The 12,338-nt window shown below is 58.6% G+C and carries 9 protein-coding genes, 2 tRNA genes and 1 pseudogene; 6 read left to right on the plus strand and 6 right to left on the minus strand.

From position 1 onward, the window contains the following. Positions 1-310 precede the first annotated feature (310 nt). Positions 311-1,036: an outer membrane protein gene (locus MTR72_RS15140; protein WP_280968993.1), complete on the plus strand. Its 726-nt coding sequence runs from the start codon at positions 311-313 to the stop codon at positions 1,034-1,036. 361 nt (positions 1,037-1,397) lie between these two features. Here MTR72_RS15140 and MTR72_RS15145 read toward each other — a convergent pair whose 3' ends face one another. After that, the gene (locus MTR72_RS15145; protein ID WP_280970893.1) at positions 1,398-2,126 is read right to left on the minus strand and encodes a helix-turn-helix transcriptional regulator; all 729 of its coding nucleotides are present in this window, start codon (positions 2,124-2,126) and stop codon (positions 1,398-1,400) included. A gap of 1,357 nt (positions 2,127-3,483) precedes the next feature. Here MTR72_RS15145 and MTR72_RS15150 point away from each other — a divergent pair. The 4 genes and pseudogenes from MTR72_RS15150 to MTR72_RS15165 all read left to right on the plus strand — a co-directional run bounded on the left by MTR72_RS15150 (position 3,484) and on the right by MTR72_RS15165 (position 7,804). Beyond that, positions 3,484-4,200 carry a sulfite exporter TauE/SafE family protein gene (locus tag MTR72_RS15150; RefSeq protein WP_280968992.1) on the plus strand — a complete coding sequence of 239 codons (717 nt, stop codon included), beginning with the start codon at positions 3,484-3,486 and terminating at the stop codon, positions 4,198-4,200. A 445-nt stretch (positions 4,201-4,645) separates the two neighbouring features. Further along, positions 4,646-5,764: pseudogene (locus MTR72_RS15155) on the plus strand (IS630 family transposase). A 562-nt stretch (positions 5,765-6,326) separates the two neighbouring features. Continuing rightward, positions 6,327-6,590 (plus strand): hypothetical protein, encoded by a 264-nt coding sequence (locus MTR72_RS15160; protein ID WP_280968991.1) that lies wholly within the window; start codon positions 6,327-6,329, stop codon positions 6,588-6,590. Positions 6,591-7,144: 554 nt separating this feature from the next. Beyond that, positions 7,145-7,804 carry a hypothetical protein gene (locus MTR72_RS15165; protein ID WP_341510457.1) on the plus strand — a complete coding sequence of 220 codons (660 nt, stop codon included), beginning with the start codon at positions 7,145-7,147 and terminating at the stop codon, positions 7,802-7,804. Positions 7,805-8,334: 530 nt separating this feature from the next. On the opposite strand, the gene MTR72_RS15170 is transcribed toward MTR72_RS15165, so the two are convergent. From MTR72_RS15170 to MTR72_RS15190, 5 genes are all read right to left on the minus strand, one after another. Next, positions 8,335-8,481 carry a hypothetical protein gene (locus tag MTR72_RS15170; RefSeq protein WP_280971336.1) on the minus strand — a complete coding sequence of 49 codons (147 nt, stop codon included), beginning with the start codon at positions 8,479-8,481 and terminating at the stop codon, positions 8,335-8,337. 223 nt (positions 8,482-8,704) lie between these two features. Beyond that, a complete protein-coding gene (locus tag MTR72_RS15175; RefSeq protein WP_280968989.1) occupies positions 8,705-9,037 on the minus strand; it encodes a hypothetical protein in 333 nt (110 codons plus the stop codon). A gap of 39 nt (positions 9,038-9,076) precedes the next feature. After that, on the minus strand, positions 9,077-9,751 hold the full coding sequence (locus MTR72_RS15180) for a hypothetical protein (RefSeq protein WP_280968988.1): 675 nt from the start codon (positions 9,749-9,751) through the stop codon (positions 9,077-9,079). Between the two features lie 66 nt (positions 9,752-9,817). Next, a tRNA-Thr gene (locus MTR72_RS15185) sits at positions 9,818-9,891 on the minus strand. A gap of 4 nt (positions 9,892-9,895) precedes the next feature. Further along, positions 9,896-9,956 (minus strand) — tRNA-OTHER (locus tag MTR72_RS15190). Positions 9,957-10,911: 955 nt separating this feature from the next. Between MTR72_RS15190 and hemN the strand changes: the two genes are divergently transcribed. Continuing rightward, on the plus strand, positions 10,912-12,246 hold the full coding sequence (hemN, locus tag MTR72_RS15195) for an oxygen-independent coproporphyrinogen III oxidase (protein ID WP_280968987.1): 1,335 nt from the start codon (positions 10,912-10,914) through the stop codon (positions 12,244-12,246). Positions 12,247-12,338: the final 92 nt, after the last annotated feature.

Consider the following 12,338-nt stretch of genomic DNA (forward strand, 5'->3'; position numbering starts at 1 on the left):
GACGTGTTGGCGCAGCCTGGCCTTGTCGCTAGTCAGCGACAGCGGGAGCCAAACAGCTCGCAGCATTGCGTCCCGTCACAGGCCATCACGAACGGATCGTATTCAAAGAAGCATCTGCGCGAAGCGCGCCAGTATCAGGCCCCAGCATTTCGGTCGAGCCAGTGCATGGCACGTTGCGCGCTCCACAATCTGACGCGGCGTGCGATTGGCTCCACTTCTTTCCAAGACATGTTGTGCGGCAGTTACAGCAATTCGCGATCATATTGTTAAACGCACGGCGCCGGGGGGACATCGAAAGGAACGAACTCGAATGAAGACTTTTCTGATTCTGACCGCAAGCCTCGGCGCACTCAGTGTGGCCGCTCCCGCATTCGGCACGGACTTGGCCGGGCAGCCCGTCAAGGTTAAGGCGCCACCGCTGCCGGTCGCAGCCCCGATTATCGACTGGTCCGGCTACTATATCGGTGTCAATGGCGGTTGGGGAACGAGCCACAATTGCTGGGATTTCAATGGCGTCACTCCCGAGGGCTGCCATAATTCGACTGGCGGGACCATTGGCGGCCAGATTGGCTATCGTTGGCACATCTTCAACATGGTCTACGGCATCGAAGGTCAGGGCAACTGGGCCGACTTCAGCGGCTCCAATGTCAGCACCGCCTTTCCGGCAAACACCGTTGGCACCACGACAGATGCGTTCGGTCTACTCACGGGGCATATCGGCTACGCGTTCAATGCCATCCTACTTTATGGAAAGGGTGGTGCTGCGGTGACCAGCAACACCTATCACCTCAACTCGGTAGCTTCTCGCACCGAGCTTGGCAACAGCAATGATGTGCGTTGGGGTGGCGTGCTGGGCGCCGGTGCCGAAGTCAGCCTCACGCCGAACTGGTCAGCTGGCGTCGAGTATAACCACTTGTTCATGCAGCGCAGCAACATAAGCTTTCCAGCGTTTCTCGGCACTGACCGCGCCCACCAGGACGTCGATCTCATCACGGCACGGCTCAATTACAAGTTTGGCTCGCCCTTTGCCAAATAGAGACCTCCACGCGGTTGCGTGAATCGGAACCCCGACCACCGGTCGGGGTTCTTTCCTTGGCTGCTCCTCCTCTCGCTGCCGACCCCCAGATCCCAGTTCCGAAGCACCAGGTGCGAGCTCGTCTGAGCAATGGATCCACCGGCTGGATGCTGTGTTGCCGAGATGCCCGCAACACACTGGGGGACCAGGTCAGTCGATTCGAAAATTCATCGATCTCATGAAGTCCCACAACCTCACGCAGCGTGAGATAGCGGACTTGCCCCGAGGAGCGTCGTGTCTGCGAGCTCGCTGAAGGTGCCATGCTCAACATGCCAGAAGCTGGAAGCCAACGATTTGGCAGTGGGCGCCCGTTCCTCAAAATTCAAAGAACATTGAGGCGAATAGCCATAGCGACCGCTTGAATTCGGCTGGTCGCACCCAGCTTCCGCATCGTATTCTTGACATGAAAGTTGACTGTATTCTCGCTGATTCCCAGGATCATTCCGATTTCCCATGACGATTTCCCCTCCGCCACCCACCGCATGCAACTGATCTCTCGCTTCGATAATGCCACTTTTCTTTCGCAACCATCATCATTGCACGGACGAGCGATCTCGCTATAAGCGGTGTGAAAGAGACAGGCCAGCGCGTTGAGATGGCCGATGCGGTCCTGAGGATCAGCATCGTCGAACGCAGATGCAAACGACACCACAGATATCCGCCCCAACGGGCCAAACAACGGCACGCTCATGCCGTGCTTCAGCCCCGCCTCTCTCGCCTCGTCCAGTACGCGTCTCTCGTCCGGTTGAAGTTGATAGTGGTCGGCGAGTTGATCCCACAAAAAAGGGCGCGAAAGCATCGGCGTTCGCCGGACCACCGGATCGATAGTGTGGTACTTGCGTTTGAAGTATCGGTCGCACCAGTCTGGCGGCCACTTCACAGCCACAGTCGGAGGTGGATACTCCGCCAGCCGAAGTGGCTCAATGAAGTTGAGAGCGCCGTACGCGACTTCACTGAAGCCTTCCTTGGTGGCACAGCCTACAAGAAGCTCAAACAGCGCTTTGAGCGAATGTGTCTGGTTCGCGCATTCTGTGAAACTAAAGAGGTCCATGATGGGCGCTTCAGTACGACGATCGAGCTCCCCGTCGTAGTGTTCGATTGCGCTTGTTTCAGACGGAGCCAAATTCCAGTCCATGAGCTGAAGTCGAGGGTTAGTTATTCGTGCAGTCTGAGCGCTCGCGCTGTGCCGGGCGCCATTCGTTGCCCTGCCGCCGAATGCGCCGGCATGATCGCATCAAACACCCGAGATAGCGCCATCATCTCTGCTCCGAGGCTGAGCGGAAGTGATCGGTCCAGTTCGCCGATAGCGCACTGGCCCAATCGGAGATCGTTGCCCGTCATCCGTGTTGAAGGACGGTGCCATCGATCCGAACCCAACAGTGTCCCCTTTGATGATGCCGGCAGTGATGGAAGGTCCGCGGGTCCTGGACTGTGCTGTCGACAAGAACCACACAGCTCCAGCGGCTAGAGGCTCGGCTCTGTTGAGCTTGCATGGCGAGAAACCGCACTCGCGTTCGAACGACGCTTTGGTTTGTCTCGAGGCCGAGCACGACGAGATCCTGGGCTTTGATCTGCGCGATACAGCTAAGCTTGAGCGGCTTGCCGGCGCGGGACCCGAGGAGCGCCCTGTCAGCATCCATTCTCTGCTTAGGGACGAAGAGAACAACAGAGTCATGTCTTTTCCCGATCTTGCGAATTGCCATCGCTAACCGTTCGCCGATCCTCCGCCGTGCGACGGCGCCGGTGACGCGATCGGTGAGCAACACGGGACAGTCGAGGCAGAAGCCATACTCCTCGCATCCTTGTGCGGCGTCTCACCGAATCCGTCCGGCAGGCTTGGCACAAACGAGCCGAACGTGCAGAAACGGGCCACGTCAAAGGCGCAACGAGAGATACTCGTAGCCGCGCGATCTGCTTGATGCGGAGGACACTTTGCATGCGCTTCTCCAGCAGGGAGAGGACCCGCGCCAGACTAGCAAGTGTCATACCAACTGTTGATTTCACCAAAATCAAACGTCGCAGAAAGGGCTTCGAACGCGCACGGTTGGGTGCGAGGTAGGTGCGTCGAAGCATTTCTGACATGCGGAGGAAAGGCGACAGCACCATTGCGAGGCGCGGCACGAGGTGAGTACACCAAGAAATGCAGCTCACATGGGCGACCCCCTCGAGTGGCGCCTCCTCACGGCCTAACCGCAGCCCTATTCCAGCCAGTCAAGTACCAACTTCGGCAATTGATGAGACGGTCCACACATGGCACTCGATAAGAACTGACTGCACCTCCGGCCAGCGATCCCCGCGAAGCGCTTAGATCCGTCCCCAAGCAGAAACACAATTAGACCGCACCTGATGCACGAATCATGATGGGCTCGGTGGAAAACGGCGAAGATCGCCGCCAAGATCGGTGAAGCATGGCTTCTCTGCTCTTCGCGATCATCTCACTGCTGTATGCGAGCGTTGGCCAGGCTGGTGGCACTGCATTCCTCTCGCTAATGGCATTTTTTGGTATGTCATCGACAGAGATGCGCCCGACGGCGCTTGGTCTCAACATTGTCGTCGCGGCTTATTCTACGTGGCTCTTCAACCGCAACAAGGTCGTTGACTGGGCAATCCTGCGCCCGCTTCTCTTTTCGTCGATGCCAGCGTCGCTTGCCGGTGGCTTGATTGTGCTCGAGGACCACATGTACAAGACGCTCACCGGGCTCGTTCTTCTTCTGGCGAGCGCAGTGATGATTATGCAGCGGGGACGCGCTGCCGATCGTGTTTGCGAAACTCCGCTCACGGCGAGCGTGAGCATTGGCGCGGCTCTTGGCCTGGTTTCCGGTCTGACCGGCGTGGGCGGCGGAGTGTTCCTCGCGCCGACGCTCATCACACTGAATTTGGCATCACCGAAGCAGACCGTCGCGATATCGCCCCCTTTTATTCTGGCAAATTCCACAGTCGGCTTCGTTGGAGCTCTTTTCAGCGGCCAATTTCCCTCTCCGGATTTGGCTCTTTACGCTATCTCCGCGCTGGCGGGTGCGGTCGCTGGAACGGTAGTCAGCCTGAACTGCCTGAACCCGGCAGGCATCAGATTTATCCTCGTGGCGGTTCTGCTCGTTGCCGGCATCCAGTTGGTTCTCGCTTGAAAGTCTCAACTCCCATCCTTCGCGGGATTGGCAGGAGTTCCAGCATAGTCAGATCGGGGTGCAACATGATGGAGGCCGCAGCTTAAGTCTGGTCCGCGCGCCTTGCCTAACTCTGAAAGCCGCCAACGCGACCACAAAAGCTGTAGGGTCGAGCGACGATGGGGCGGATCACCTCGTGCATCCCAGCTGATCGTCATGAGCCGAGCGGTCCTTGCCTAGTCACATCCGTTTGCGCTTCCCATTTGGCGTGAGGGTCAATGTTGTCGGCGCGCGCGGATGAGGCGTACCTCATCTCGTCTATGGCTTGCGCGGCACTTTAATCTAGCGCGCAGTAACTGCAGGAAGAAGAGCACCTAGTGTCCCGAGTCACAAGTTCGCAATCGTAGATTCGCAGTAGATTCGCATCGCTGTGCCAAGAGGGAGGCAAACAGCGACGGAGCATCTGATGGCGGTCCAGCAACTTGCCCCCCTGACATTGAGCGATGAGGAGCGTGCCGAGCTGGAGTCGCTGACAACGCGGCGGAAGACGGCGCAGGCGCTGGCTTTGAGAGCCCGGATTGTGCTGACCTGCGCAGAGGGAGGTCAGAACACGGAAGTGGCGGCCAAGCTGGGCCTGGACCGGCAGACGGTGGGCAAGTGGCGGCGCCGCTTTGTGGAGCGGCGCGTGGACGGGCTGCACGAAAGCCGCGCTCCGGGGGCACCGCGCACGATTGACGATGCCCGCATTGAAGCGGTGATCGTCAGGACGCTGGAGAACTGCCCCGAGAATGCCACCCATTGGAGCTCCCGCGGCATGGCGTAGGCCAGCGGCCTGTCAGTGTCGACGGTGCAACGTATCTGGAGGGCCTTCGGGCTCCGCCGCACCGGCTGGAGACGTTCAAGCTCTCGACCGATCCGAACTTCGTGGCCAAAGTACGCGGTGTCGTGGGCCTTTACGTCTCGCCGCCGGCGCACGCCATCGTTCTGTGTGTGGACGAGAAGTCTCAAATCCAGGCGCTGGATCGCAGTCAGCCGATGTTGCCGATGCGTCCCGGCCAGCCGGCTCGAAGGAGCCATGACTACAAAAGGCACGGCACCACATCGCTGTTCGCCGCCCTCGACATTGCGACCGGACGGGTCATCGGCAAGTGCTATGGACGCCACCGTGCCGCCGAGTTCCGCAAGTTCCTCGACGAGATCGAGGCCGCCGTGCCGCGCGAACTTGACGTCCATCTCGTCATGGATAACTACGCCACCCACAAGACCCCGCTGATCCGGAAATGGCTGACCAAAAGGCCGCGTTGGCATGTGCACCTGACCCCGACCAGTGCGTCATGGCTCAATCAGGTCGAGCGCTTCTTCGCGCTCCTTACCGATAAGAAGATCAGGCGCGGCGTCTATCGCAGCGTCGCAGCCCTTAGGGCTGACATCACCTCGTTCATCGAGCGGCACAACGGTCGATCCCAAACCGTTCCGATGGACTAAATCCGCCGATGACATCCTTGCTTCCATCGAGCGCTTCTGCCGACACAATGTTCCGGCAGAACACAACGCGATATTGCGAACTTCTGGTTCAGGACACTAGTGGGAGACGATCGGCCAAGCTCTCGCTAGCCTGCGGATCGCGCCAGGGGCGCATTCGACTTCCTCAAGAGTGGTAAGGGGCTGGAAGATCTACTTCAATGTAGAACTGCAACGCCGCGCAATCTCATTTCCCGCGCGTGTGTCGGTTACGTTCTCATGGAGAATGTCAGGGAAAGATGATGTGCTGAGCGCCAGAAAGTCGCAGGCAATTCGAGATGACATGGATGCGAAGGCGCGGCAATGAGCCCCTCGGCCACGAAGCTGGGGTTTCCATCCAGGCACAGCGGTCAAGACACACAGGAACGGCACGGCCGCCTCGTTTGAGGCCGCCCGCGCCGCTTTCGAGCGACCGTGGAAGGAGCTCGAGCCGACTCTGACCGAGGCAAATTACGACGCTTGGCGCGACGATCGCGATGCCACGGCGTGGAAATACCGGATGTGGGGTGAGCATTGCCGGATGCCGGCGCAGACCCGGGATGGCCGTTCGCACTGCTTCTGCGGCGCCGAGATCACCAACACCACGGTCACCGACCACATCCGCACCGCGCACCGGGGATCGGCGCATGAAGATGACCGCGGATCGGCCGTATGCGAAGCCGGAAGCCGCAGCGCGCCGGCTACTCGAGATCTGCCGAGAGGTGCAGCCGGTCCAGGATGGGCGACTGCACATCGAGAAGATCAACTATCCCTTCCTGTTCCGCGACAAGGGCAGCCCCGCCGAATATCGGGCCGGCCTGGATCTGCTGGTCGAGCGCAAAATCCTCTTCATGCATGAGAGCGGAACCTACGTCCGGATTCTCAACGGAGCGGACTCGCTTTTAGCCTGACCGCGCATAAATCTCTGGCATGGCTAAACAATTCGAGTTCTGCAAGCCGGAAGCCAGGAAGGTTGTGCCAGCCGGCAAGGATTGGATCCACGAGGTCAAGTACGATGGCTAGCCGTCCGACAAGCCGAGCAAATGATCCATAAACGGATCAGGACCCCGGCTGATGATCTGTGGAGGTCGCACGGCTGCGCCTCGCTAGAGTTGGCGGGCGTCGACGCCCTCGCCCGGAAACTTCTCGCCCTCCAAATCGAGCCGGTGGACCTCGTGTTCCAGAACCGAGGTAACATCGATGTAGGCATCGAGCGTGCTTGACGCCTCTTGCGCAGTTTTTCGTTATAGAGCGAATCCTTCCGCCGAAAAGCACCGTTTGAGGGCGGCTAGGCTCCGGCGGTGTCCGCCTCAACACGGGCACGCATCCGAAGCCCTAGCCGCGCCAGCCCCGGCTGGGGTTTCTTCGTGCACCGGACAGCCAGGTGGTAGACTATCAAGCTAAGATTGATTGGGGAGCCTTCGCTGCGCTTCTCTATTTCCTTTGGAAGCTGCCGTTCTGAAGCGTGAAGACGATTAGCGAATCGGCCGTCCTGGTGTCGAAGCAACCAAACGCCTATTCGCAATTGCAGATCGAGCGACAACATTTTGAACAGTTCATGGCGTATAATCTTTTAAAGCTAGCATTGCAGGCTCGGGAAATGGCTACTGGTTGCGACCCGGCCGCAAGAGAGTTTCTATCGACGCTCGCAAATAGGTTTGAAGAAGAAGCGGCCGGTCAAACTGCCAAGCAAAGGACGGTGCCATTCTGGCCGATCGTATCCGCACTGTGCATTGCGCTCTTGAATATACTGCTGGTCACATACAGCGAGCGCGACTATCTACCGCCGAAACCGCCGCCGTCCCCGGGCGCCTACAAACTTCCGACGCCGTATAGGATCTATCCAGATGGCTTTGTCTATTCGGCGCCCATCCCCCAGCAATTCGAGGCTTATGCCGACGATGACAACGACACGCAGTCATCGCCGGTTGTGCTATATGAGGATGATAAGCCGCTCGCATGGCCTCATGCCCGCGGCTATTTGGTTTCCGAGCATGGTCTGGGACGCTACTCGCTGCAACCTGGCCATGTCTTCTTCTCCAGCAGCGACAACAGCGACCCACGTTCAAACGGCCGGTCCTACTGGCTTGTGCTACCGAGCAAATCCGACGAGCGGGCGCCTTAGCGTAGCTCTTTAATCCATCACCTAGTCAAGCCTCGCATTCAGCTCGCGCGCGGGCACAAAAAAAGCCCCGCAACCCTTTCGGGCTGCGGGGTGGAGGTCCAAGGGAGGAGTGATGCGTGCGCATCGCCCCGGGGTCTGCCGGCGCCGAGGAGGACCGGCAGTTATCTACAGCGCAGGCATGCGCTGCGCAGGAAAGCTGCCCGCTGACGGGACGGTCTGCAGTAATCTCGCGTCAAAAAGCGCATATCGCGCACAAAGGCAGCTTGCCATGCGACATCCTTCCTGCTCGCCGGTCTATCCCGCGAGGTGATCGGCGGTCGCGAGGCCCGGTTCGGATTCGCCTCTGTTGCCGGGCCTCGCTTCTTCGATCCACCGTCAGATGTAGAAAAACAGGACCGCCGTCGCGATCGCGAACAGCACTGAGCCTATCCAGACATTCCGGCCCCAGTCATCGGGGGCGAACACGCGGATGACACAGATGATGCCGAGAACCGTGACGATCGCGCCGAGATGAAGGATGGGCTCGCCCTCTATCCGTGTCGTGTGTAGCCACCACCACCTCGGCCGGTGATGATGCAGACCCCGCTCGCGAACACGAAAATCGAAATGGCGGCCTGCAATCGCATGCGCTGAAAGCCGTTCTTCCTGACCTCGCGCGCAATGTAGAGGCCAAACATGAAGCACGCGAAGAGGAGCAAAACGAACAGCGTTCCGAACGTCCCTTCGAGGGATCATGACATCAGCATTTCAATGCGTCCCCTTTTCTGCGCCAGCCCTCATCGACTTCATGTCGTGGACCAGTCCGGCCAAAATGTCCGGATTGCTCGCCGTCTCGCTCGACAACCGCGAGTACGCTATCGACTCCAAGAGTTTGCCTTGCGCCTCTCGGATACCTGCGGCTCATCGCGGGTCATGGTCTCGCAGAGCATTCTCTGCTTCTGCCTGGTCGACCTCTTCGACGTCGAACGGATAAAGGATGCGCATCTTGCGCAGGATCGAACGAAGGTTCATCGAGTCCTCCGTGACAACACCCCTTCGATCTTGCCCGACAAGAGATCGACCTTGGCCTTCGTGTCCGTCAGGTTTGCAGAGCGGACTGAATGCTGTTGCGAGCTCAGTGACGATCCCGGTATTGACTCGCACCGCTTCGGCCTGCGAACCGACGACCGTGACAAGATCCTTCAGCCTCTCGATATTGCTCTCGTGATAGAACTCGATCCGCTGGTTCACCATCTCGAAGGCCTGCGCTTGAGCCTTGATGGCTTCGGCGAGCTAGCGCGCGCTTTCGTCGAAATACGAAAGTCTCGCCAGAACGATCGTCTTGCGAACCTTGCGCGGACAGCAGGTCGTAGTCCCGATGGGCTGCAAAAAAACAGATTCCGGTATCCGGATGATTTGGTATTCGACGCGCTTGCGCGAGACGATAAACCCAGGTCCATTTTCGGAGAGGAGGCTCGACTGACGTGACACCTGCCGTCCGTTCCGCGAGAGCGAAACACGCTGCCAGATCATACTCGATGCACCAAGTCCGCAGAGATCCGCGAGGTGGGTTTCCGGATCTTGAGTAAATTGGAGCGCGCCCTCCGAGAACACCGCATCCGGCTCGCCGAGCCAATTCTGAGCCCCGGCAATGCTGGTGAAAAACTTGAGCCCGTCGCTCTCAAACTGTTTGGCGCGCTCAGCCATGGCGGGCGTCTCGACGACGGCCCAGCGCACTTCGGGCGAGGTTGATTTCGCCCGGAAATAGTGGATGCCGCAGCTTCCGCCGAAATCCAGGACGGATCTGAAATTCGCCATTTCAGGCCATGGCGCGATCGGCTGATCCAAAAGACGCTTCGTCTTTTGAACGATCAAATCAACGAGTTCCGGGTTTTCGTATCCCGTAATCGTCTCCGATGGCGGCAATTGCCAAAGGATGCGGTTTCCAATCTTCTTCAAAATTCTCATGAGTTTCAGGCTACACCCTCACCCAGGGCGTGATCAACCGCTGCTAGAGCCATAATGGCGTGCAACTGGAGCCCGCGGGAGTGGTTGATCCCCCGACCTGCCCCTTACGAAGGGGCTGCTCTACAGTGCGCTACGCGGGCATTGTGCCGGCGGCAGGATTTGAACCAGCGACCTTCGTCGTTACCATGCGCTGCGCCACGCCGGCGAGGAAATTGACAAACGGCCGGGATTATCCCGGCCAACAACGTCCGCTGCCTGAATAGATATGCGCGATCTGGCAGGGATCGATAGCTGCAAAGGCGATTTTAAAAAGAAAACAACCCAGTTGATGAAGCAGAATAGAAACTATTGCAGATAGTGTCTCGTCCGATGCATCTGGCCGGGATTCGCTTTGCCATCAGCAAGACGTCCAAATTCGTTGTGAGTTGATGAGCTGCATTAGACAGCGACGAGACGCCGCTGAAGCAAGGCGCCCCGACGCACTTCGCCGGGGGGCTGAAAGTGCGCTGGGGTCGCCCCAACATCATCAGTACATCCGTGATGATGCTTGTGGCAATGAGACAACCAGCGTGGCGGAATTGAGGCTCATGCGTTCGATACTAGGGATCAATACTTGTTTTCGTCAGCTGCGCCAAAAGACTTGAATCGCACGTCGCGTCACGTTTTGCTATTGCGCTCCTCGCGCTCTCATCTAGCGACCAACTTAACTTCCGTGGCACGCCGGCCTTTGATGGGAGGCATCCGTTAAACTCTGTGAGCAACCAAAACGGCTTTTGCTTGAAAAAGGCGGTTTGAAGATCCAGCGGCAAGCTCAGCTGGCTCCTGGTGAGACCTACAGGTCCATGTTTTCGTCGCAAAAATGACTGGCCGTCAGCGAATGCGAGACGACGTGCCCTCGGATGAGCGATTGATCGTTCGCGCAGGCTCGTCGGGTTCGTCTAGCCGCTTTGACCTGCTCGCAGGAGAACATTCATACCTAAACGTCCCGATAATCGCCAACGAGCGGCTCTCACTCCCTGCACTGCCCCTAAGCTGCGTTGGCAGTAACATCGAAAACGGGACCAGATCTCAGAAACCACTAGGCGGGTTTGACATAACGCAAAGACACAAGAGAGGGCATCGGTCAGCTTCATGCTGTTTGAGCATGGGAAAGTGAAGTCTTGCAGATCTCCCTTCTAAACAAGTATTGCGATGTTCGCCTGCCTTGGTACACCATCTATCCAACCGTACCGGATTTCTCCGCGATGGTCGGTGCCAAAACTTGTGAGACATGGCTGAGGCGGCTGCCGCCCGACGAGCCCGTATCGCTCTACATCCACGTTCCGTTCTGTCGCTCTATATGTTGGTATTGCGGCTTCCCTACAAGCCTTACTCGCGGCGAGCGACCGGTCCGCAATTACTTGGCAGCAGTGCGGGACGAGATAGGCTTGGTCGCAGAGCAAGTGCCGCGCGCTCTGCCGGTGAGCGACGTGCATTTCGGCGGCGGGACGCCGACCACCATTGCACCGAGCGATTTTCTGGCCTTGATGGAACTTCTGCGCCACTGCTTTGCATTCAGCAAATCAGCTACCATCGCCATAGAAATCGATCCGCGTGGGGTCACGGCCGAGATGGTGGAAACGTTGGAAGCGGCGGGGATCAACCGCGCGAGCATCGGCGTGCAAAGCTTCGACCCCGTGGTCCAAAGGGCGGTCAACCGAGTCCAGAGCGAGGAGCTCACAGCTTCGGTCGTCGAAAGTCTACGCCAGCATGGCATAAGCCGCATCAATTTCGACCTTCTCTTCGGACTGCCACATCAGACGGTGCGGTCCTGCGTGGACTCCGCGCGGACAGCTCTGGCCATGCGGCCAGACCGGCTTGCGGTTTTCGGCTATGCTCACGTCCCCTCCTATATGAAGCGTCAGCGCCAGATCGATGAGACGGCGCTGCCGGATAATGTCGCCCGCGCTGAGCAAGCCGCGGCTATTGCAGATACGCTGGTCTCGGCCGGCTACCGCCAGATCGGGCTCGACCATTTCGCCCTGCCCAATGACGAGCTCGCGCTGGCCCAGAAAGCTGGTCGGCTGCGCCGCAACTCTCTGGGCTATTCGGCTGATACCTGCAAAACCGTAATCGGCTTAGGTCCGTCAGCCATCGGCCGTCTGCGTGACGGTTACGTCCAGAACGAGATCGCAACCGCCTCCTATCACCAACACATTCAGGCTGGCCGTCTGGCAACCTCAAAAGGCTACTGTCTCACCGCCGAAGATCGCCTCCGCGCCGCAATCATCGAGCGTCTGATGTGCGATTTGCAGGTCGACGTACCAGCAATCTGTGCTGCTCACGGATTTGATCCGATGCCTCTTCTCGATTCGGCCGACCGCCTGGGAATGCTTGCCGAAGACGGGATAGTGGAGATTGAAGAGGGATTCATTCGGGTCAAGCAGGAGCACCGGTTTGTCATTCGCGCTGTTGCTGCCGCGTTCGACACTTATCTCGACCGTACCCCCTATTAACTCAGCCACGCATGTGAGCAGATCCCAAACCTCTAAGCTCTTGGCGAGGGAGCGATCCGAAGAAGCGCCTCGGGCAGACAGGCCAGATTTCG

The organism is Bradyrhizobium sp. ISRA442 (genome assembly GCF_038085055.1).
Lineage (GTDB): Bacteria > Pseudomonadota > Alphaproteobacteria > Rhizobiales > Xanthobacteraceae > Bradyrhizobium.

Coding starts and splice junctions, on each gene's coding strand:
- MTR72_RS15140 (WP_280968993.1), top strand. CDS start 311: ATGAAGACTTTTCTGATTCTGACCGCAAGCCTCGGCGCACTCAGTGTG.
- MTR72_RS15145 (WP_280970893.1), bottom strand. CDS start 2,126: ATGGACCTCTTTAGTTTCACAGAATGCGCGAACCAGACACATTCGCTC.
- MTR72_RS15150 (WP_280968992.1), top strand. CDS start 3,484: ATGGCTTCTCTGCTCTTCGCGATCATCTCACTGCTGTATGCGAGCGTT.
- MTR72_RS15160 (WP_280968991.1), top strand. CDS start 6,327: ATGAAGATGACCGCGGATCGGCCGTATGCGAAGCCGGAAGCCGCAGCG.
- MTR72_RS15170 (WP_280971336.1), bottom strand. CDS start 8,481: ATGTTTGGCCTCTACATTGCGCGCGAGGTCAGGAAGAACGGCTTTCAG.
- MTR72_RS15175 (WP_280968989.1), bottom strand. CDS start 9,037: ATGGTGAACCAGCGGATCGAGTTCTATCACGAGAGCAATATCGAGAGG.
- MTR72_RS15180 (WP_280968988.1), bottom strand. CDS start 9,751: ATGAGAATTTTGAAGAAGATTGGAAACCGCATCCTTTGGCAATTGCCG.